The organism is Spartinivicinus ruber (assembly GCF_011009015.1).
GTDB classification, from domain to species: domain Bacteria; phylum Pseudomonadota; class Gammaproteobacteria; order Pseudomonadales; family Zooshikellaceae; genus Spartinivicinus; species Spartinivicinus ruber.
Window position 1 is genome coordinate 4,354,837 of sequence record NZ_CP048878.1, and the last position, 22,098, is coordinate 4,376,934.

22 protein-coding genes are annotated in these 22,098 nt (G+C 39.8%); 12 read left to right on the forward strand and 10 right to left on the reverse strand.

Annotation, left to right across the window (positions count from 1 at the left end; all coding sequences use genetic code 11):
* Positions 1–214: 214 nt before the first annotated feature.
* A complete protein-coding gene (locus tag G4Y78_RS19555; RefSeq protein ID WP_163834618.1) occupies positions 215–772 on the reverse strand; it encodes a nitroreductase family protein in 558 nt (185 codons plus the stop codon).
* Between the two features lie 145 nt (positions 773–917).
* On the opposite strand from G4Y78_RS19555, the gene G4Y78_RS19560 reads away from it, so the two are divergent.
* Together G4Y78_RS19560 and G4Y78_RS19565 are read left to right on the forward strand one after the other, a co-directional pair.
* Positions 918–1,658: an endonuclease V gene (locus G4Y78_RS19560; protein ID WP_163834619.1), complete on the forward strand. Its 741-nt coding sequence runs from the start codon at positions 918–920 to the stop codon at positions 1,656–1,658.
* 323 nt (positions 1,659–1,981) lie between these two features.
* Positions 1,982–3,349, forward strand: a complete 1,368-nt coding sequence (locus G4Y78_RS19565) for an adenylate/guanylate cyclase domain-containing protein (protein ID WP_163834620.1) — start codon at positions 1,982–1,984, stop codon at positions 3,347–3,349.
* A 72-nt stretch (positions 3,350–3,421) separates the two neighbouring features.
* Here the strand turns inward: G4Y78_RS19565 and G4Y78_RS19570 are convergent, their stop codons facing one another.
* Together G4Y78_RS19570 and G4Y78_RS19575 are read right to left on the reverse strand one after the other, a co-directional pair.
* Entirely contained in the window at positions 3,422–4,198 is a 777-nt protein-coding gene (locus G4Y78_RS19570) for an ABC transporter permease (RefSeq protein ID WP_163834621.1), read from the reverse strand.
* 55 nt (positions 4,199–4,253) lie between these two features.
* Entirely contained in the window at positions 4,254–5,183 is a 930-nt protein-coding gene (locus G4Y78_RS19575) for an ABC transporter ATP-binding protein (protein ID WP_163834622.1), read from the reverse strand.
* A 236-nt stretch (positions 5,184–5,419) separates the two neighbouring features.
* Here G4Y78_RS19575 and G4Y78_RS19580 point away from each other — a divergent pair, with 236 nt between their 5' ends.
* Complete coding sequence (locus G4Y78_RS19580) at positions 5,420–5,824, forward strand: PA2817 family protein (protein ID WP_163834623.1); 405 nt, start codon at positions 5,420–5,422, stop codon at positions 5,822–5,824.
* A 21-nt stretch (positions 5,825–5,845) separates the two neighbouring features.
* On the opposite strand, the gene G4Y78_RS19585 is transcribed toward G4Y78_RS19580, so the two are convergent.
* Together G4Y78_RS19585 and G4Y78_RS19590 are read right to left on the reverse strand one after the other, a co-directional pair.
* Positions 5,846–6,661 carry an alpha/beta fold hydrolase gene (locus G4Y78_RS19585; RefSeq protein WP_163834624.1) on the reverse strand — a complete coding sequence of 272 codons (816 nt, stop codon included), beginning with the start codon at positions 6,659–6,661 and terminating at the stop codon, positions 5,846–5,848.
* Between the two features lie 39 nt (positions 6,662–6,700).
* On the reverse strand, positions 6,701–8,503 hold the full coding sequence (locus tag G4Y78_RS19590; protein WP_222937541.1) for an alpha/beta fold hydrolase: 1,803 nt from the start codon (positions 8,501–8,503) through the stop codon (positions 6,701–6,703).
* Between the two features lie 358 nt (positions 8,504–8,861).
* On the opposite strand from G4Y78_RS19590, the gene G4Y78_RS19595 reads away from it, so the two are divergent.
* Positions 8,862–9,284: a phasin family protein gene (locus G4Y78_RS19595; RefSeq protein WP_163834625.1), complete on the forward strand. Its 423-nt coding sequence runs from the start codon at positions 8,862–8,864 to the stop codon at positions 9,282–9,284.
* A 13-nt stretch (positions 9,285–9,297) separates the two neighbouring features.
* On the opposite strand, the gene G4Y78_RS19600 is transcribed toward G4Y78_RS19595, so the two are convergent.
* Positions 9,298–10,209 (reverse strand): TIGR01777 family oxidoreductase, encoded by a 912-nt coding sequence (locus G4Y78_RS19600; protein WP_163834626.1) that lies wholly within the window; start codon positions 10,207–10,209, stop codon positions 9,298–9,300.
* Between the two features lie 168 nt (positions 10,210–10,377).
* On the opposite strand from G4Y78_RS19600, the gene G4Y78_RS19605 reads away from it, so the two are divergent.
* From G4Y78_RS19605 to G4Y78_RS19625, 5 genes are read left to right on the forward strand one after another with little or no spacing between them, the layout of a single operon-like run.
* Positions 10,378–12,153, forward strand: a complete 1,776-nt coding sequence (locus G4Y78_RS19605; protein ID WP_230425624.1) for an acyl-CoA dehydrogenase C-terminal domain-containing protein — start codon at positions 10,378–10,380, stop codon at positions 12,151–12,153.
* Entirely contained in the window at positions 12,143–13,594 is a 1,452-nt protein-coding gene (phrB, locus tag G4Y78_RS19610; RefSeq protein WP_163834627.1) for a deoxyribodipyrimidine photo-lyase, read from the forward strand. The genes G4Y78_RS19605 and phrB overlap by 11 nt, the downstream gene beginning before the upstream one ends.
* Positions 13,582–14,025, forward strand: a complete 444-nt coding sequence (locus G4Y78_RS19615) for a nuclear transport factor 2 family protein (RefSeq protein ID WP_163834628.1) — start codon at positions 13,582–13,584, stop codon at positions 14,023–14,025. Before phrB ends, G4Y78_RS19615 begins: the two co-directional genes overlap by 13 nt.
* Before the next feature lie 16 nt (positions 14,026–14,041).
* Positions 14,042–14,578, forward strand: coding sequence for a DUF2878 domain-containing protein (locus tag G4Y78_RS19620; protein ID WP_163834629.1), 537 nt, complete (start codon positions 14,042–14,044; stop codon positions 14,576–14,578).
* A 38-nt stretch (positions 14,579–14,616) separates the two neighbouring features.
* On the forward strand, positions 14,617–15,324 hold the full coding sequence (locus G4Y78_RS19625) for a hypothetical protein (RefSeq protein WP_163834630.1): 708 nt from the start codon (positions 14,617–14,619) through the stop codon (positions 15,322–15,324).
* A 31-nt stretch (positions 15,325–15,355) separates the two neighbouring features.
* Here G4Y78_RS19625 and G4Y78_RS19630 read toward each other — a convergent pair whose 3' ends face one another.
* Positions 15,356–15,769 (reverse strand): PAS domain-containing protein, encoded by a 414-nt coding sequence (locus G4Y78_RS19630; RefSeq protein ID WP_163834631.1) that lies wholly within the window; start codon positions 15,767–15,769, stop codon positions 15,356–15,358.
* Positions 15,770–16,016: 247 nt separating this feature from the next.
* Here G4Y78_RS19630 and G4Y78_RS19635 point away from each other — a divergent pair, with 247 nt between their 5' ends.
* From G4Y78_RS19635 to G4Y78_RS19645, 3 genes are read left to right on the forward strand one after another with little or no spacing between them, the layout of a single operon-like run.
* Positions 16,017–16,976 (forward strand): YbgA family protein, encoded by a 960-nt coding sequence (locus G4Y78_RS19635; protein ID WP_163834632.1) that lies wholly within the window; start codon positions 16,017–16,019, stop codon positions 16,974–16,976.
* Positions 16,977–17,032: 56 nt separating this feature from the next.
* Complete coding sequence (locus tag G4Y78_RS19640) at positions 17,033–17,953, forward strand: MerR family transcriptional regulator (protein WP_163834633.1); 921 nt, start codon at positions 17,033–17,035, stop codon at positions 17,951–17,953.
* Positions 17,950–19,494 carry a cryptochrome/photolyase family protein gene (locus G4Y78_RS19645; protein ID WP_222937542.1) on the forward strand — a complete coding sequence of 515 codons (1,545 nt, stop codon included), beginning with the start codon at positions 17,950–17,952 and terminating at the stop codon, positions 19,492–19,494. The genes G4Y78_RS19640 and G4Y78_RS19645 overlap by 4 nt, the downstream gene beginning before the upstream one ends.
* Here the strand turns inward: G4Y78_RS19645 and G4Y78_RS19650 are convergent.
* The 3 genes from G4Y78_RS19650 to G4Y78_RS19660 all read right to left on the reverse strand — a co-directional run bounded on the left by G4Y78_RS19650 (position 19,491) and on the right by G4Y78_RS19660 (position 22,040).
* A complete protein-coding gene (locus G4Y78_RS19650; RefSeq protein WP_163834634.1) occupies positions 19,491–20,207 on the reverse strand; it encodes an SDR family NAD(P)-dependent oxidoreductase in 717 nt (238 codons plus the stop codon). The two genes, G4Y78_RS19645 and G4Y78_RS19650, sit on opposite strands and share 4 nt — an antisense overlap.
* 63 nt (positions 20,208–20,270) lie before the next feature.
* Positions 20,271–21,278 (reverse strand): NAD(P)/FAD-dependent oxidoreductase, encoded by a 1,008-nt coding sequence (locus G4Y78_RS19655; protein WP_163834635.1) that lies wholly within the window; start codon positions 21,276–21,278, stop codon positions 20,271–20,273.
* 12 nt (positions 21,279–21,290) lie between these two features.
* Positions 21,291–22,040, reverse strand: a complete 750-nt coding sequence (locus G4Y78_RS19660; RefSeq protein WP_163834636.1) for an SDR family NAD(P)-dependent oxidoreductase — start codon at positions 22,038–22,040, stop codon at positions 21,291–21,293.
* Between the last annotated feature and the right edge of the window lie 58 nt (positions 22,041–22,098).

Here is a 22,098-nt window from a genome sequence, read left to right on the forward strand (position 1 = left end):
GTCTAACAATGGAGTATATGAATTTCTGTGACTGTCTTATGAAAAACTAACGAGACCAACTTTTTTATGTTGGTTATTTCACAGGCACTTTTTGCAGAAACTTCAATCATTAACCATCTTAACCCTGTTTTTATGCAAAACAGAGTTAAAAACGAATAATAGTATAACTTGAGAGCAGCTTATCTAGATAGTTCACTCACTACCAAAAACCACACTAAGACCACTCCCGTACAAAATCACTTTGTGTTAACAACGGGAGTCGTTTAGCCGTACCTTGAGGTGTGCCCAAATAAATGAAGCCCGTTAGTATTTCTGACTCAGCCAGCCCCAGCCCTGCTTTTACATGTGGATGGTAGGCCATTGCACCAGTTCGCCACATGGCTCCAACTCCCATCCCATGACATGCCAATAAGATATTTTGAGTAGCTGCACCTGCTGACAAAAGCTGTTCTACCTCTGGCACCTTTGGGTGTTCTTTTGGACTGCAGATCACCACAATCACCATTGGTGCCCGTAGTGGCATGCCCAAGTACTTTTGCAATGCCTCTTCACTTAAATCAGGCTGATCCTGTCTGGCTGCATCTGCAAATAGCTGCCCCAGTTTGTTTAAGCCTTCCTCTTGAATCGTTAAAAAACGCCATGGCTTTAACATAGCATGATCAGGCGCTCTTAAAGCCGCTTGAAAAATAGCAGTCAATTGCTCATCAGATGGCCCAGGCTCGACTAGTCTAGGCATAGAAACTCGGTTATGTAATGCAGTTAATATTTCCATTAATAATCACTTATCAACATTAGAATAGATTTTTATCAGGAAGGAATTTTATAAACAAGCTTCCATTACTTCTATACTCAGGTTACGATTAGAAGAGACTGGTATTAAATAGTTCGAACATATATCTTTAACCAATTATTAACATATGAAGATACATCAGTTGCATCCATGGAATATCTCACCTGCTGAGGCTGAGTCTATCCAAAAGTGCCTGCGCGCCTGGATTGTCACTGATGATCAGTTTACTCATATTCAATATGTGGCCAGAGCACAAGTTGAAATCAATTTAGATCAAGACTACTCCACTGCTCACATTACGTTATTACGGCTTGCTGATCATAAAATCATTGAACAGCACAGCGCTACTGAAAAACTTACCTTTCCTAACCAAAATGGCTTAATCTCATTCAGAAAAGCGCCTGTGCTGCTCAAAGCATTGGAAAGCCTAAAAATTAATCCAGACTTGATTCTGTGTGATGGCCGCGGGCTAATTCCCCCTGATCGATTTGGCTTAGCCAGTCATATCGGCCTGCTAACCAACACCCCCTCAATTGGCATTCGCTCTATTCCTCATATGCCTGTACATCACAAACTACCTCGCAAACGGGGAACTTGGGTGCCGCTAAAAACCCACCAACAAGCCCACAGCGCTATTTTACGCTTGCATGAAGATTATCCGCCCGTGTATATATCAGTGGGACATCGGTTAAATTTGAAAAGTGCTTTAAAGTACACTTTACTTACGCTCCCTAGTAATCTACATGAGTTAAACCTATTTAGCTTGGTTTGTCCTGAGCCATTAGGCGAGCAAATGGATGTAACCAATCAAATCAAGCCCATCATCGCCAATACCAATAATGAACAACAGCTAACTCTCGTACAGTAAGTAGAAAAATCTACTTGGATCTAACGATGTTAGAAGTTAATAGAATAACTTTTGCTTCTTGCCCATAACCCGACAGCCTTCCGCTATTCTTGTAATATTCACAGTCAATTAAGGCCACTTACATCACTATGAAAATGACGATTTTTCAAAGAAAATATTGAGCAAGAACTAAAAAAATACCAATACCTATTTCACAGGGTATATTGCAGAAAGGTAGTGGCAAGGTTAAGATTGACTTCTAACCTCTTGAATTAAAAGCCATAATTGATAGCAGCCACACCTATTGCTTGTTGTCGATATTGAAGAATAGGCCATCAACATAGATGAGTGCAGTAACTAATAACCCCTTGATCAGGGACTACAATGTTCGCATCCTGGCTTATCTTGCAGGTGCTGTTACCATAGCATCTGGCTCCTATACTGGGCATTTGGCTCACAGCATCTTATGGGTCGTACCTTACGCGTTACTCTACCCTCATATTACTTATCTGTTTTGCCAACGTTTTTTCCAGCATGCCAGTAAAGCAAGCCGTCGCACCCTTCACTATTTAGACGCAATTAATACAGGTGTAGTCATTGGGCTCATGGGGTTTTCTGCAGTGCCCACTACACTCTTTATTTTAATGCTGGAATTTAGCACGATTGCCTTTAGTGGTCGGCAAACCCTTTCCACTACTAATTTATTCCTCATAGCAAGTGCCATGGCTGGTTATGTCTTCAATCAGGGGCAATTGGCAGGGCCAACGCCAACTCTCATGGCAGTAGCAGCAGGCATCAGCTGTGGTGTTTATATTTTATATATCGCTCATCAGTTTCATAATACAGGGGAGCAATTAAAAACCAGTAAAAAAGAAGTCCAACTACAAAAAGAAAAGTCACTGCAGTTGGCTAACAACCTTTGTAAGTACGTCTCTCCTCAAGTGTATGAGTTGATTTTTTCTGGTAAACATAAAGCCCGCCTAGAAACCCAGCGTAAAAAGCTATCTGTATTTTTTTCAGACATAAAAGGTTTTACTGAATTAACTGAAGAAATGGAAGCTGAGGCATTAACTGACTTACTGAATAACTATTTGACCGAAATGTCCAACATTGCCCTCAAATATGGAGGCACTATCGATAAGTTTGTGGGCGACAGCATTATGGTATTTTTTGGCGACCCAAATAGCCAAGGCGCTAAAAAAGATGCAATGTCAGCAGTATCCATGGCAATCGCCATGCGCAAACATATGAAAGTATTACGTCAGCAATGGCGCAGCCAAGGTATCAGCAAACCCCTAGAAATCAGAATGGGAGTTAACACCGGTTATTGCACCGTGGGTAACTTTGGAGCAGAGTCCCGAATGGACTACACCATTATTGGTAAAGAGGTTAACTTAGCCAGTCGCTTAGAAAGCAGTGCTGAACCCAATGAAATTCTCATTTCTTACGAAACCTACTCATTAATCAAAGATGTCATCATGTGCCGCGATAAAGGTAATATCAGTGTTAAAGGCTTTTCTCGGCCAATTGCTATCTATCAAGTGGTGGATTTTAGACGTGATCTTGGAGCAACCCAAAGCTTTATCGAACACGAGCTTGAAGGTTTTTCAATGTATTTGGATACTGCAAATGTTCAACGTTACGACAAAGAAAAAATCATTACAGCCCTACAAGATGCCGCCAAAAAATTGCGAGATAAAGTCATTATCTAGTCCAGCGAGGGCCTAATGCCCCCTGCAACCATACTATCCATTAAATATCAGACACCTTAACGTTGCACCTATTTAATGCAACAACCCTTTACCTTTGCTAAGCAGTCTTAAGCTATACATTGTTAGCAATAGACTAAAGAACACCAACATTCCAATTGAAAATAAAATATTAATACCATCCGCATAACCTAGTATTCCATAGCGAAAAGCATTAACCATATAAAGGATTGGATTGGCATGGGATAAATGTCGCCAGAACTCAGGTAACACCTCTACTGAGTAAAATACCCCCCCTAAATAGGTCAAAGGGGTAAGCACAAAAGTAGGAATAATTGATATATCATCAAACTTTTCTGCATAAATTGCATTGATAAAACCACCCAACGAAAACACAATCGCCGTTAATAACACTGCAATCACTGTCACCCCAATATCAACCACTTGTAAGTTGGCAAAACCCAGAGATAATAAAGTGACTATCAATCCAACAGCTAAGCCACGTGTAACTCCACCAGCAACAAAGCCAGCTAATATAACCCAGTTAGGGATAGGCGCTACCAGCATTTCCTCAACACTTTTCTGGAATTTATTACTAAAGAAAGACGAAGAGACATTACTATAAGCATTGGTAATCACTGACATCATCACCAGTCCAGGTACCACATACTCCATATAGGCAAAGCCCCCCATTTCGCCCACTCTCGAACCAATGATGCTGCCAAATATCACAAAATACAGCACCATAGTGATAGCCGGTGGCAATAAAGTTTGTGGCCAAATTCTGAGAAAACGACGAACTTCTTTTAAATAGATGGTTTGAAATGCAATCCAAATGTGCTGCCAATACATGCGATACCTATTATAATTTATTTTTAGACTAAAATACCCAGCTCAAAAAAACTGACTACTTACCATTACTTGCTTCCACCAGTGATACAAATAGCTCTTCTAAGCGATTGGCTTTATTACGCATACTGGTCACCTCAATCTGTTGTTGAGATAACTGGGAAAAGAGTGAATTAAGGCCCTGGCTTTTTTCTACCTGTACTTCCAAAGTATGGTCATCAACGACCCTGACAGGGTAACCGTTAACAGTGGGTGATTGGCTTATTGCTTGTTGTGTATCAAAAATAAAGGTTTCTAAATGGAGCTTCCTGAGCAACGATTTCATACTGGTATTTTCCACCAGGTTACCTTTATCAATAATGGCAATATTTCGACAAAGTTGCTCTGCCTCTTCCAAATAATGGGTGGTTAAAATAATGGTAATCCCTCTGTTTTTGTTGATATCCGTTAAAAACTCCCACATAGAACGACGCAACTCAATATCCACTCCGGCAGTTGGTTCATCTAAAATCAACAGTTGTGGTTCATGGATTAGTGCTCTGGCAATCATTAACCGGCGTTTCATCCCACCTGACAACATTCTTGCCGGAACATCTCGCTTATCCCAAATACCCAACTGTTTTAAATAATGATCAGCCTGCTTTTTGGCCTGTTGTGGCCTCATTCCATAATAACCACCTTGCGTCACTAAAATATCTCTGGTTTTTTCAAACTGGTTAAAATTAAATTCTTGTGGAACAACCCCCAGTTGCTTTTTTGCCAGGTAGCGCTGTTGTTCCAGGTTATAGCCAAAGATTGCAACATCACCTGCTGTTTTATTTATCAAGGAGGATATAATACCTATTGTGGTAGACTTCCCCGCACCATTTGGCCCAAGCAAGGCAAAAAAATCGCCTTGTTCAACAGTCAAACTGATACCTTTTAGTGCTTCATGACCATTTTCATAGGTCTTATGTAAATCATTAATCTCAAGTGCTAAAGACTTCATGCAATGTAACCCATCTTAAGACTGACTCAACCTGACATAGATGCCTTTTGAAGGCTTGGACACCTGGACTAGGAAAAGTCAAATTCAGAGTGAAGTGTAGCCAACTGCGATAGACAGCTGATAACACAGCAGGTCAGGTAAGTAGCTCTGCAATAATAATTTTAATAGTGATAACAAGCCTTAAATCCGCTACCCTTTCCTCTTTAATTGAGGTCAATCAATAGAAATCCAAGCCTATGTCAGCAACACCATCATTAGAAGTACTTTTTCACCAGTTGAGTGAAACAATGAAAAAAGCCAGTGCAGAGCTTAATCAGGAAGCCCTAAGCACTTGGGTAACGCGCTGTCAAGAAATTGCCCATTATTTTCAACAAGGCGATGAATCTGCCTATCAGCAAGGACAAGATTTAACCTGTCAGCTCATTAGTTATTGGCCACAATTAACACCTGTTATTCCAAGAGATTTACTATGGCTGCTAGGTGGAGAATGTTTGCACTTCATGCCAGAAGAAGAAATTGCCGTTTATCAGCAATTAGAAGAACAACGGTTAGCTGCAGAAATGTCAGGTGAGCCATTTGACTGGCAGGCAGCCAAACAAATTCTCGCAGCTCAAACGACTGGTAACCAACAGCGTCACTAAGGAGCTTACACATACCTAAGTTTAATGATAATCGCAGAAACTAAGGATTAAGTCGGCTGTTTGTTTGGGGGTCACAATAGGGAAAAAGTGGTCACCCGATAACAGTTTTAAGTCAGCATTCGCCATCAACCTTGCCATCAATTTCATATTGATGGCAGGTACAATCGTGTCCTTCTCTCCTGCTAACAGTAAGGTGTCATTGCGCACCTTACTTAGCCACAAAAAACTGGTCCATCCATAACCTGCCAGTAACTGATAGGAAAAACCTACCATGCCCTGGGAAGGTGGCTTCTCAGGCAAACTTGCGTGCCGGCTATAGTTGTTGATTAAAGCTCCTTTAATAGCCTGACTAAAATATTTTTTGGGTTGCCAAGCCATCTTCAATAGCTCCGAAACATGACCAGGCACTGCTACCACTCCCATTGTAGTAGCAGCCAATACCAGTTTACGGCAACGTCTGCTAAAGTCATGAACAAACTGTTGGGCAAGCGCGCCCCCCCATGAATACCCCATGACATTAACTTGTCCATAATTCAGCTTATTTAGCAATTTTGCAGTTAATTCTGATAACCCTGCAAAACGATACGGTACCAAAGGAGCTGGCGATCCCCCAGCCCCAGGTACATCAAAAGCAATAATTTCTACACCCGTTAATTCATCAGCCAAGGGTTGCAAAAACTCAACACTGCCACCGATACCATTCAATAGTAACAAAGGTGGCTTATTTTCAAGGCTGCCTGGTCGGATGGCCACCCGTAATTGTTGGCCGGCTACTTCCTGATATTGAATGTCAAAATCAGGATATCTAGCCCATTTTTTTTCTGCTGCTTTATTCATTACCTATCTACTCATGAAGCCTATTTCTCATAAAGCTTTTTATTCATGAACATAAGTGCCAGGAGCAATATCCGTTGGAGGGTATAAACTACTGCCTAATTTTTTAGGGGCTTGTAGCTGCTCACCTGATCTTTCTTTAATCCAGCCAGCCCAATGTTCCCACCAACTTCCCCGGTGTTTAGCGGCAGACTTGCGCCATTCTTCGGCTCGTTGAGGGTGACTGCTGTTAGTATAATAAAATGCTTTCGGATTGCCGGGTGGATTCAAAATACACTGGACATGACCACTATTGCTTAAAATAAAGTCACAATGCCCTTCAAAAAGCAAAGTTGATCGATAGCAGGCTTCCCATGCAGTGATATGATCATTCAACCCAGCAACTGCATATAAATCACACTCCACCTGGCTTAAATCAATCGGTTCATGACAAATTTTCAATAAACCAGGATGATGAAAAGGGTTCTCCTCATACATATCAAGAAATTGCCCATGCAGCTCCGCCGGCAGCCTGGTAGTATCATTATTCCAATACAGTACATCATAAGCCGGTGGTGGATAACCCAATAAATAGTTATTAACCCAATAATTCCAAACCAAGTCGTTTGGCCGCATCCAGGCAAATACTTTCGCTAAATCTCGTCCTTCTAATACCCCTTTGCGATGAGAGTAGCTTTTTGCCTGCGCCAGTGAACGTTCGGTAGCAAACAAGGCAACATCAGAGTCAATATTCATATCCAATACACTGACCATTAACGTCAGCACATTAACTTTACTTTTAGCCACGGCCTGTAAATACCCCACCAAGGTGGCTGCAGTAATTCCCCCTGAACAAGCGCCTAAAACATTTACATTATTTGCACCCGTTATTTCACAGGTTGCATCAATAGCATCTTCCAAAGCAACAATATAAGTTTCCAACCCCCAGTCACGATGCTCAATATTGGGATTACGCCAGCTACAAACAAATACCTGAATACCTAAGCTTAAAGCATAATGAACAAAGCTTTTATCTGGTGTTAAATCAAAAATATAAAATTTATTAATTTGCGGAGGAATAATAAATAAGGGTTTGCTATAAACTTGAGGAGTAATGGGTTTATATTGAATTAACTCCAATACTTCATTACGAAATACGATCGAACCTGGCGTTGTAGCAAGATTTTCCCCCACACTGAAGGCTCGCTTATTAACTTGTGCAGGCATTCCACCATTATGTAGCCAATCATCAAACAAATTGACCACACCTTGCTGAACACTTTCTCCAGCAGTTTCAAAAATCCTTTTTATTGCTGCAGGATTTAACAACGTATTTGTAGGTGCTAACGCCTCAGTAATAAGCGATAAAATAAATCTAGCACGACGTTGCTCTGCATCTTCAAGGCTTACCTGCTCAGTCCACTCACACAACCGATTACACCAGGCAAAATAAAGTTGCATATAACGTTTATAAAATGGGTTATCATGCCAAGTAGGATCATAAAAACGTTTATCTTGTTTCGATGGTTTTAAATCTGAATTACCCAGTAACACTTGTACAGCATCACCTAACAATTGCCAACTTTGATATAAAGCCAGCTGCGGGTGTTTCACCACCTGCTTAGCCATAACCATTAAAGTATCAGTAATATCTTTGGCATGTATCCCTATAATAGGGTTGGGGCCTGCCATATTTTCAAAATCAATATAGGCATCCGTCGAACCATTGACTTCTCTGCCAATTATCTTGGCTAACTGCTTACGGCATCGACGAGCAGCTGCTACATCTTCTTCTTCCAACTGTTCAATGGCTAAGCCGATTTCTTTAATTCGTTGCGAAATATCCTTAGCAGCAACTGTTTCCATGAATAACCTTTTGTATTGAGCAACTTGTACCTAGCTATACCTAACAAATTACCATTACCAAATAAATTACACCTAAGCACAAACCATTTATAGCTAGTGATAAATAACTTACACCTAGACTCACTTAAACAAAGCTAAGTAATATGAGTGAACTTGTCACTAACCTTAAACCTAATTCCTTTCTTTCCGATTTTCTTTTCGGTTATGACAGTTTTACATGTCAGTTTAATGAAGTCACTGGAAGATTCCTAGCTTTTTATCAAGCTATCATTTTATTAAGTAACTCAACTAATACTAGACTAAAATAATAGAACTTAACTTAACCGCAATTCCCACTCTAACCTCATTGGTTTGTTGTATGGAACTCGTTAAAGACTCTGGCTTTCAACTAGGCCAGTTAAAAAATGCAGCTCACAAGATTTGGCTAGCAGGTTTAGGCGCTTTTGTTCAACTAGAAAAAGCTGGGCAAGAAAGCCAACGCTTATTTGACCATTTAGTTGAGGAAGGAGAAAAATTAGAACAGCGTCTTCACGAACAACATGATAAAGCAGCCCACGAAAAGCCAACAGAATCCACACAACACCCATTGTCTAGCAAGCAAGAACAATCGGAAAATCCAGAAGACTTGCGCACTCTGTTAAACAGGCTTTCTAACGAACTTACCCAGCTAACAGCTATGGTTAAAGAAATGCAAAGTGACTGTCAAACCACTAAACCAGATAAGTCACACATCACTATTCCACATACACCTAATAAAAGAAAACACCGTGGCAAACACTAATATAATGTTAATTCTAACTTGGCAAAGGTCTTGCTAAAATATCAGCTAAAGCACTTTGCAACTCCCCAAATTGAAACTCAAAACCAGCTTCAAGCAATCGTTCAGGCAACACTTGTTGCCCTTTTACCAGCAAATCAGCACCTTCACCCAACATTAACCTCAATATAAAGGCCGGCACAGGAAAAATAGCAGGACGATTGAGTTGTGCAGCTAATGTTTTAGCAAATTTCAGGTTTGTCACTGGATTTGGACTGGTAATGTTAAACGGGCCTGCCAACTTATCATTAGCAACTAGAAAATCGATGGCATTCAGTAAATCTGCCAGGTGCACCCAAGACATCACTTGCTCACCAGTACTGATTCGCCCCCCTAAACCCAACCGAAATGGCAACAGCATTTTTTGTAAAGCACCTCCGCGCCCTAAAACCACCCCAAAACGCATCAAACAAACGCGCATACCTAGCGACTCAGCTTTTTTTGCAGTTAGCTCCCAGTCATGACAAAGTTTGGCAGCAAAATCATCAGCTGCATGTTCACTTTCATCAATCTTTTTATCAGCTGGGCGATAACCATAAAAGCCGACAGCTGATGCATTCATTAACGCTTTTGGTGGCTTGTCTAACTGTTGTAAAAATTGAATCAGCTTTTCCGTCAGCTCAATTCTACTGGCTCTTAATTGTTGTTTTCTTTGCTCAGTCCAACGTTTGTCTACTATAGGTTCACCCGCCAAATTAACCACGCCATCAAATTCATCATCTTGCCCTAACTGGTCAAACTGGCTAATACAGGTAACTTTGTTATGCCAATGGCTTACCCACTGTTCTGGGTTACGGGTTAGCACTGTCAATTGATAATCTCTCTCTAACCATCTTTTAACTAATGCCTGACCAATAAACCCTGTTCCGCCTGTTATTAGAATTTTCATTGTTTTTACTAAGTTGTCCTTAATAATGTATGAGCTGTTCTCTGAGATTAGTATGAGACACCAATTAAATACTGAGATGCTCAAGCTTGCTTGACTATAAAATAATTATACAAAATCAATTATATCTTATACAATAAAGAAAACATGTATAAGTTAAGGACATCGACCATGACTTTGCATTACCAAGCGCCTCTTCAAGACATAGAGTTTATCTACAGCCAGCTACTGAATAATGCCAGACTAGACCAGCTGCCTCGTTTTGCAGAAATAACCCCAGATCTGATCATGACGATGATTAACGAAGGAGCCAAACTCTGTGAGCAAGAGCTTTTCCCTTGTTATACAGAGGGAGATAAAATTGGTTGTGTATATGACCCAAGCAATAAAAGTGTTAAAACGCCGCCAAGCTTCAAGCAGGCCTACCAGCGTTATGTAGCAGCAGGCTGGAATGGTGTGACACTTGATGAAGCCTATGGGGGGCAAGCTTTACCCCACTTAATTGGATTTGTGATGGAAGAACTATCCTGTGCAACTAATTTGGCTTTTAGCGCATACCCAGGATTAACTGGAGGCGCAATTAATTGTATCAACGCTCATGCTAGTGAAGGGTTAAAGCAGCAATATCTACCGCTTATGGCAGAAGGCAAGTGGTCTGGTACCATGTGCTTGACTGAACCACAATGTGGGACTGACTTAGGACTAATCAAAACCAAGGCTATTCCATCTAATGAAAACAACCAGTTTCGTATCACTGGCACTAAAATCTGGATTACCTCCGGTGAACATGATTTAGCTGATAACATTGTTCATTTAGTACTTGCCAAACTACCAGATGCGCCTGAGGGTACCAAAGGTATTTCATTATTTCTGGTACCTAAACTATTGTCCGACAACAGTCGTAATGGCGTATCTTGTGGTGGCTTAGAACATAAAATGGGTCTTAATGGCTCCGCTACCTGCGTAATGAATTTTGAAGACGCACAAGGCTGGCTAGTGGGCCCACCGAATGGCGGCTTGCGTTGTATGTTTACCATGATGAATAACGCACGACTAATGGTGGGTTTGCAAGGGTTAGGACTTGCAGAAACCGCCTATCAAACCGCATTAACCTTTGCTAAAGAGCGTTTACAAAGTCGAGCAATCACCGGTGCCAAATTTCCTGATTTAGCTGCCGACCCAATTATCGTCCACCCTGATGTACGACGGATGTTGTTAAGGCAAAAAGTCATCAATGAAGGTAACCGCGCCTTAGCCTATTGGGTGGGAGCTGAAGTTGATATCAGTGAATATCACCCAGATAAAACAGAGCGCCAACGAGCAGATGATTTTATTCAACTGATGACACCTGTGGTAAAAGCCTTTTTAACCGATGAAGGCAGCTATTGCTGTAACCTTGCTTTACAGACGTTGGGGGGAGCTGGTTACACCAAAGACTGGGGAGTTGAACAGCTAGTCCGTGATGTAAGAATAACCCGTATTTATGAAGGCACCAATGGTATTCAAGCCTTGGATTTAGTGGGCAGAAAACTTCCTCTGCACCAGGGACGTTTATTTGCTGGACTGTTAGATAAAATCAATCAGCTGATTCAACCCCATACTAATAGTCCACACTTTGCTCAGCAACAGCAAGCCATCAGCCAGCTTAAAGAGGCAACCCAATGGTTAGCCCAACATGGAAGTAAAGACCCAGAGCAAGCAGCAGCTGTGGCTACTCCTTATTTGAGGCTGGTAGCTTTGGTCTGTTTGGGTGCCTTATGGCTAAGAATGGCAACACTGGCTAATCAACAGTTGCAGCAAAGTACCACTCAAACAGACTTTTACCAGTCTAAGGTTAAATCCGCCCATTTCTTTTTTAGTAAAATTTTACCGGAAATTGATTACCTATTTTCAGATATTCAGTCAGGTAAAACCAGTCTAATGGATTTTAAGTTAAATGAGTTTTAATACCTATTTAATGTGGTTTCGTAGCGATCTAAGAGTCAGCGATAACACTGCTTTATATGAAGCTAGCAATAAAGGCCAAGTGATTGCTGTGTATTTATTATTCCCAGAACAATGGCAACAGCACTATGACTCACCTAATAAAATTAAATTTCAACTTGCCCACTTGGCAGACTTAAAACAAACACTTAACAAACTAAATATTCCTTTATTGATCAAGAAACTTCATCAATTTAATGAAGCTGCAGAATTTCTTTTAAGCACAGCGATACAATATCAATGCAGCGGTTTATTTTTTAATGAAGAATACGGGATCAATGAAATCAACCGAGACCGACAAGTTCATCAGTGTTTCCAACAGGCGCAGCTGACTTGCCAAAGCTTTACCGACCAGTTGCTATTTACCCCTGGCACAATAAAAAACCAATCAGGCAATTTTTATAAAGTCTTTACCCAGTTTAAACGCAGATTATATGAAAGATTAGCCTCAGTGAAGCGATTACCACTTCCTTCGCCAGCCAAACAAAAAAACTTTAATCTAATATTAACTCAAGACAGCTTAGCGATAGATTATTGCAACCAAGCTATTGCTAAACTGTTTGATCATTGGCCTATAGGTGAATCAACAGCTCAACTACGTTTACAACAATTTATTAATCACAAAGCAACACATTATCAGGAAAGCCGCGACTTTCCCTCTCATCCTGCTACCAGCCAGCTTTCACCCTATTTAACAGCAGGAATTATTTCGATTCGACAATGCCTTCATGCAGCTCGTAGCGCCAATCTTGGTGAATTTGCTTCAGGCAACCCTGGGATCACTTGTTGGATAAATGAGCTTATCTGGCGAGAGTTTTATAAACATATTCTGGTTGGATTTCCTCAAGTTTCTCAGCACCAGCCATTTTTAGCTGAAACCAAACTAATTCCCTGGTCTCATGATATTAACCTCTTAAATGCCTGGCAAAAAGGCAACACAGGCTTTCCTATTGTCGACGCCGCTATGCGACAATTGGTAGCGACTGGTTGGATGCATAATCGACTCAGAATGATCGTAGCCATGTTTTTAACTAAGGATTTAATGTTGGATTGGCGGCTAGGCGAAAAATTTTTTATGCAACATTTAGTTGATGGGGATTTAGCGGCCAATAATGGTGGCTGGCAATGGTCAGCATCAACAGGCACTGACGCTGCCCCCTATTTTCGAATATTTAACCCCACTAGCCAATCGAAGAGATTTGACCCACAGGGGCAGTTTATTAAAGAATTTGTTCCAGAATTACAATCAGTCCCTATGAAATATATTCATCAACCCCAAGACTATTTACAACAAAATCAGCTGCCCAATACTTACCCTGCCCCAATAGTAGATCACAGTCTGGCAAGAGAACAGGTGCTAACAGCCTTCAAGCAGTTAAAGGAAGTCAAGTCATGCCTGCAGTAAATTATGAGGAAATATTAACAGCCTTTAAAGGCCGCTATCTGTTGCTGAACAGGGATAACTTAAATCAGCTCAGCACAATGTACACTGAAGATGTTGTGTTTATTGACCCGGTGAACAAGTTTACCAGTTTAACCTCTCTACAAAACTATTTTGAAGCTTTATATCAAAATTTAACCTCCTGCACATTTAAATTTGAAGAGGAGACATATATAAACTCTCAAGGTATTGCAACTATCCCTTGGCAACTGACTTATAGCCATTTAAAGCTGAACAGAAACCAACCCATTCAATTAAGTGGCATTAGCCTGATTAAATTTTTAGATAATGGTAAAGCATTTTATCATCGAGATTATTTTGATCTAGGCAGCATGCTTTATGAACATATTCCTGTGCTTGGCTATTTAGTAAAGAAGCTTAAACACAATATCTAGAAATGATTTTATGTAAATGAAAAGTAAAGCCCATATCTTTATTCTCAATGCTTTTTTATTTCAACTGGGATGGTTCGGTTGCATCTTAGGAGGTAATCACATTGCAGTGATTTGTTTGGTCATTATATTATCCATTCATTTTTACTTGATTGGTAATTGGCAACAAGAGCGCGAACTTTTAGCAACTGTTTTGTTAGTTGGAGCAAGTATAGACAGTTTTTGGATACAGCTAGGAGTTATTATCAAACCAGATACACAAACAGCATTAGTTCCATTATGGCTAGCCTGCTTGTGGGTAATTTTTGCTACTACCCTCAATCATAGCCTGGCCTGGTTCAAATCCCATAAGCTTATTGCAATACCGACTGGAGGCATTGCCGGTTCTGCCAGCTACGCGGTAGGGATACAACTAACTGAGCTTAGTTTAGGCCCCAATGGTCTATGGTTTATCTTTGTTAGCTGGCTGGTTTTATTCCCGTTATTATTATTGTTTGCTGATTTTTACCAACAAAAAGCCACCTCAGACACTACTATAGATTCGCAACAGGTATAACCCTAAGAGTATCGACTCATTAAACTAGAGACTAGAGTATGATTGTTTTTTTCAATAACTGCTTGTTTAGCTTAACCCTACTATACAGTATTAACGCGCTTGCCAACTCAACCCTAATCACTGTCATAGGAACAGCTGTCGACCATAAAACCAGACAACCCTTATACCAAGAGCATCACCAGTTTAACATTAATCAGCTCACTCAAGTACCTATCACTGATACTGTCAAATACTACGGCCCTAACGATCAGCTACTAGCAAAAAAGACCGTCAACTATAAACTCCCTAAAACACCCAACATCGAATTTATTGACTATCGACTGAATTACCAGCAACGCTCTCAAGTCATCGACAATACTATTATTATTACTGAAAAAGTGGAGAACAAAATTATTACCAACACTCAAACATTGCTGGATAAGAATACTATTGTTGATGCAGGGTTTGATTCGATGATTAAACTAAATTGGCAGCCTCTTACTCAGGATAAGAACATAAAGTTTCGTTTTATTGCGCTATTTAATGGCAAGTCTTATGGTTTTGTGGCAAAAAAAATTCAACAATCCGAAGCGACTGTTTCCTTTCATTTAGCATTAGATAATATGTTATTGAGGTGGATAGCAGACCCAATTGAAGTGACATATAACAAGCAAACCAAGCGGTTACTTCGATACCAGGGGATTTCCAATCTATTAAAAAACCCCGATGAAAATTATGTTGTTGATATTAGTTACACTTATCAGTGAACCATTTCTTTCATAGTATAAAGGCTGACATTTATTTTTCAGCTTGCTCTAATACTTTTAAGCGCTTTTCCATCTCCTTCTGTTTTGTAACATCCTTTTGAATACCTATGTAGTACATAAGTTGATCCTCATTACTAAACACTGGGGTTAAACGCAGTTCATTCCAAAACATTGAACCATCTTTACGATAATTTCTGATAAGCTCACAGGCTGGCTGATTATTTTTTAATGCCAACCGTATATTATTGATGCCCGGTTGATCACGATCATCTCCCTGAAGAAAACGACAGTCCTGATATAAGATTTCTTCAGCACTATAACCTGTTAACCGCTCAAAGGCTTTATTAACATAAATGAGTATGTGCTCATCCCCTTCTTGTTCGGCAACCACAATGCCATCGTTGGCATTATCTACCAAAAGCTGTAATAGGTTTGCATCAATCACGCGTTACTCCGTAATAGTTCTTAAGCTTGCCCATAATTTAGTTTATATACAATAGTGGAACAACCGCTAACTGATAGCGCGTTATAGAAAAGCTGTACAATACAGCAAAGATTATCCAAAACATAACCTACTGTTTTTAATAAAAAAATATAGTATCAGCGTTTATCTCGAAAGCTTACCTTTACAAACTTATACAAAAGAACTAAATTGTACAATACAAGCTCTTAACAGCCAGGGAGTATGTACAATGAGTCCACACCCAGAAAAGCCTCATATTGGTATCAGTGCTTGTTTGCTAGGTCAAAATGTCAGATTCAATGGAGGTCATAAGCATTCAAAATACTGCACCCAGCAACTGGCAGAGCATTTCCAATTTGAACCAATTTGCCCAGAAGTGGGGATCGGTTTGGGAATACCTCGAGAACCCATTAGGCTTGTTGGTAACATCGCAAATCCAAGTGCCGTAAAAACTCACCATCCAGAAGAGGATATCACCACCGCTTTGGTTGAGTTTTCTCAACACAAAGTGCAACAGTTAGCTCATTTAAGTGGCTACATCTTAATGCAAAAATCACCTAGCTGTGGCATGGAACGGGTTAAAGTTTATGCGAGTAATGGGTATGCTCAACCGGGTGGTGGCGTTGGGTTATTTGCTAAAGAATTGATGAAAGCCTATCCCCTATTACCAGTTGAAGAAGAAGGTCGATTGCACGATCCAGTGATTAGAGAAAACTTTATCATCCGTGTTTTTGCTTATCATGAATGGCAAACAACTGTCGCCCAACATCTTTCCAGAAATACCATTATTCAATTTCATAGCCGCAATAAGTACTTATTGATGGCCCACCAACAAAAAGGGTACCGGTCACTGGGCCGTCTCGTTGCACAAACTGCCAATAAATCACTAAAACAACTAGCCGATACTTATATTACAGCTTTTATGAAAGTCCTTTCAGTTAAAGCCACACGTAAAAGCCATTGTAACGTCTTGCAACATATTTTAGGCTTTTTGAAAAAAAATACTTCAGCCAAAAGTAAACAACAAATTCTTGAATCAATCGAATCTTATCGCACTGGCATACTCCCTTTGATAGTACCTATCACTCTCATTAATCATTATGTCGAACAATATGGAAACGACTATATTAGGCTACAAACATACCTAAACCCTCACCCCCCTTCGCTTGGGCTAAGAAATCAACTATAAGCAGTTACCCATGTTACTATTTGGTTTGACTTAGTGAATGGCAATCTATCGTAATCATGACAATTGAAAATACCGATACTTCACAATTAATACCTATTAGGGAAGTATCTAAACTTACTGGGGTTAATGCAGTTACGCTACGAGCCTGGGAGCGTCGTTATGGGTTAATTAAGCCGAATAGAACAGCTAAAGGCCACCGTCTCTATTCAATGGGCCACATTAAGCGCATCAATCAAATTGTAGAATGGATAAATCGCGGTGTAGCTGTTAGTAAGGTTAAAGGGTTACTTGAAAGACAGAGTACTCAACCAACCACAACTGAAACACCACCTACAGAATCAACCAACAATGAACAGTGGTTATCCTATCAAGAGCAAATTTCAACTGCTGTCCAACATTTCAACGAGTCAAAGCTTGATGATCTGTGTAATCAGGCATTAGCTATTTATCCTATTAATACTGTCAGCGACTCGTTGCTTCTCCCCGTATTAAAAACACTAGAAAATACCTGGCAAAACGAATATGGCCGCCAGGCAGAGCGAATTTTTTTCTATCAGTATTTACGTAATAAACTCAATACTAAACTGTATCATGCCAACAAACAGACAACAGGTGATAAACTCTTATTGGTAGCCCCCTCTACAGAACCATCTGATATATATTTGTATTTTCCAGCCCTATTAGCGGTTAGTTATAATTATCAAATACAACTATTTGGACCCGATTTACCAATAAATGAAATCAGTTACATAACCACCAAAACTCACTTCGATAGTGTAATACTTGTCAGTCATCAGTCAATGAACAATCTTTTTCAACGAGAAATACCGCAGTTGTTAAATACTATTAACTGCCCCTTAGGAATCATAGGTGATGCAAGTACTATTCACGCAAATCAGCTCGATTCTTTGGGAATTTTACATAGCATAGAACTGAATAAAGATTTTCTAGCTACCCTAGTTAAGAACCAACAATGATGCGTAACATTCGTAACCTTTGTATCATTCTTGGTGATCAGCTTAACCACGATAGTCTAATTTGGCAGCATTTTGATCCAAACCAGGATATTGCTTGGATGGCTGAAGTTAATGAAGAATCAACCCACCCTATTTCCAGTAAAACCAGGACGGTGTTATTTCTGGCTGCAATGCGGCACTTTGCTCAACAGTTAGAAAAACAAGGCATCACTGTTTACTATCTACATATAAGCCTTCAGCTTAAGAGTTTTACAGAAGCCTTACAAAAAACCTTTACAGAACTACACCCTAAGGCGATTCATTGTGTTTTACCTGGTGATTGTCGAATCAAGCAACAAATCGGTGACTTTTGCCAAACCCAGAGCTTCAAACTGCAATGGCTGGACGATCTACACTTTTTTAGTACCCCGGATGAATTCACCAGTTGGTTAGCAGGTAAAAAACAAAACAGGATGGAATACTGGTATCGTTATCTGCGCAAAACCAGAAATATTTTAGTCGATAACAAGCAACAGCCGCTAGAAGGAAAATGGAACTTCGACAAAGAAAACAGAAAGTCTTTCAGTAAACAGAGCCCTCCGCCAAAAAACGCTCCCCTTAAACTTCATCAGAGTAGCATTGTTAAAAGCGTAATTAGTGATATTAACCAATATTTACCGGATTTGCCTGGTCAGCTAACACACTTTAATTGGCCCATTAATCGTCAGCAGGCACTCCAAGCACTCAATGATTTTATCGAAAACCGTCTTCCATTTTTTGGTGATTATCAGGATGCCATGTGGACAAACCAGGCGTGGTTATATCACTCCCTTCTCTCCAGTAGCCTAAACTTAAAATTACTCAACCCAAGAGAAGTGGTAACATTAGCAGAAGCTGCTTACCGCCAAGGTAAAGCCCCTATTAATGCTGTGGAAGGATTTATTCGCCAAATACTTGGCTGGCGTGAATACATTCGAGGATTATACTGGGCTAATGCAAATAAATGGCTAAACTTCAATTTTTTTCATACAGAAAAGCCATTACCTGATTTCTATTGGACAGGCAAAACCAACATGACTTGTTTGCAAGAGTCCATTAACCAAGTTCTCAATCAAGGTTATGGTCATCATATTCAAAGACTGATGGTAACAGGGTTATTCGCCTTAATTTGGGGAAGTAAACCTGTAGCAGTACATCAGTGGTATTTAGCCATGTATGTTGATGCCGTGGCTTGGGTGGAAATACCAAACACCATAGGGATGAGCCAGTTTGCTGATGGAGGTGTTGTTGGTTCTAAGCCTTACATTGCCAGTGGTGCTTATATTGATAGAATGTCTAACTACTGTTGTCATTGTCCTTACAACCCCAAACAAGCTCATGGTGACTCAGCTTGTCCTTTCACTACCTTATATTGGCATTTTATTAGTCAACATATAGTTTGGCTAGCTAAACATCCTCGCCTTGCTATGCAAGTCAAAAACTGGAAAAACAAACCAAAAGATATTCAAAAACAAATCATATTACGTGCAAAATGGCTAAATAAAAACATTGACCAGATTTAATAAAGTAACGTACTGCCATCCCAAAATAACAACTGACCACTTTTTTCTACCGTTAATTTTTCAGCTATTTTGGCAATTCGTTGTGCTGTTAACTGTGGCGAATACAACTGATGAGCTGCCAAACTAGTCTGAAAAGGCTTAGATAACGCTGTATCTGTGGTACCAGGGTGAACCGCTACGATACAACCGTTAGGGTGAGTTCTATGCCATTCAATACTTAAGGTTTTCACCAGCATATTTAATGCCGCTTTACTCATTCGATAACTATACCACCCACCTAATTGGTTATCTGTTATTGAGCCTACTTTTGCCGACAATATTATGATTTTAAAACTGTCACGCCGTCCATACAACTTAGCCAAACACTGAGCCAACAAAATATTCGCAAAACAATTGACTTGCATATTTAACTGAAAAAAATATTGATTAACAGCTTTTAAGCTTTTTTCTGGAAATGTCTCTGGTGTATGCAGTAGCCCTATACAACTAATGATAATGCTAGGCTTAACATTATTTTGGTTGTATTTTTTCTTTAACCAATCATACAAAAAACCTGGCTGTTTTGTTAAATCGACTATTAAAGTGCTAAGTAAAGGATGAGAAAACTCAATTTCAGAACGGCTTACAGCTAACACCGTCGTAGACTGCTCACAATAATATTGAATTAAACTCTGACCAATACCACTATTTCCACCGACAATAAGTATGCTCATGGAAAGCGTCCTATTACATATTACCAATAAAGTAAAAATACACTCGTTATATTATACTTAGCACTAGCTCAAATACCTATGAAAGTCCTTTGCTAATTCATAGGCACTCAGAAAAGCTGACTCAACATCACCGTTAAGACACCAATCGCCACAGGCTGCTAAACGTTGATCGGGATCTAACAAAAAAGGATCTTTCGTTTGAGCTTGATAAATAGTGTGATTTTTTAAGTTTATTCCAGCATAACGCCAACGATGGATATCAATATGAGCATTTTCTGGTATAGGCAAACCGACCAAATCAACAAATTCTGTTAATAACTGATCAGTCACCCAGCCAAGATCATGTTCAAGATATTCATTTGCCCACTCCTCTGTTGACTGAATAACAATACAAGTAACATGATGATCATGCCCTGGTTTGGAATTCTCAAATGAAACCCATTGAATAGCGGAGTTTTTCACCTTGGCCAAATCCCAGGGTAAATCGACAACTTGTTTAAAGCCTACCATTAGACAAAAACAAGGCTTCATTACAACCTGCTGCAAGGCATAATACCGGGAAAAAGCCAACGTCAATAATTCTTGAGTTTGCGGTGCAGGCGCTGTTGAAATAACCCAGTCAAATACTCCTTTTACACTTCCATTAATATCTACCAGTTGCCACTGTGCTGTGACTTTTTGTATCCTCAAGATTTTAGTATTTAGTTCTATTTTACAGTTTTTCGCCAGAGCTTTACACCAACTGTTCATTTTTTTAAAACCAACATAATGAGGCTCAAACCAATCTCGTCGATAATGCTTATTCGTTTTTTCCAGCGTGATTACTTTAGGTTGCCACTCAACCAACAGCCCTTTGTGGATTGCGTCTTGAATAAACTCTTTAAAAACCTTACTGTGTACAGTAAAAAAAGGAGCCCCATGGTCAAAAACATAATCACCTGAATATCGAGTGGCTAATCGTCCACTCACCCCTCGTGATTTTTCAAATAAAGTCACTTCGGCAATATCTTTTAGTTGATGAGCTAAGGTTAACCCTGCCACACCAGCTCCTATCACAGCAATTTTTTCCATATTACTAAATCCTTACTGTTTAACCATGCACTTAGTGATTAAAAAAAACCAACGATATGGCAACAATCGTAGTATTTTTATCCAAATAACAAAACGCCAAGGAAAAGTAATTTCAAATGAGTTTGCATTAACTTTCTTAATAATCTGTTTAGCGGCTTCTTCGACAGAAATTAATGCTGGCATTCTAAAATGGTTTTTCGCCGTTATTCGTGTAGCGACAAACCCTGGTGAAATCAACCGAACCCTACAGTCCAATGCAGCCAATTCAGGCCGTATTGATTCAGCTAAATTAATTAACGCCGCCTTACTCATACCATAACCACCGCTTTTTGGCAGTCCCCGATAGCCTGCTAAGCTTGCCGTAATAAACAATTGTTTAGGAATAAAGTCAGGATGCTCCAAAATCGCTGCTAAAGGATTTAACACAACATCAATATTTGTGTGAACAATATTTTTCCATTTACTCTGATCAAATGGGATGACTGGGGCTGGTTCATAAACGGCTGCATTTAAAAAAACCCAATCCACTTTACCATATAGCCGGTTAATTTTTTGCCATACTTTTATACAGGCACTTTGATCAGTTGCATTCAACTGAAGGGTTGTCAGCTTGTCAGTTAAAGTATCTCGCTGCTCAATCAATTGTACAAGACTGCTGGTGTTACGTGCTGACACAATCACTCTATGGCCAGAGCAAGCCAGTTGAACTGCCAGCTCCAAACCAATCCCAGTACTTCCACCTACAATCCACACTGTTTTCATCGTTCGCTAATGTCCATTTATATAACTTAATGAAATAAAAAAGCTATTTTGCACAATA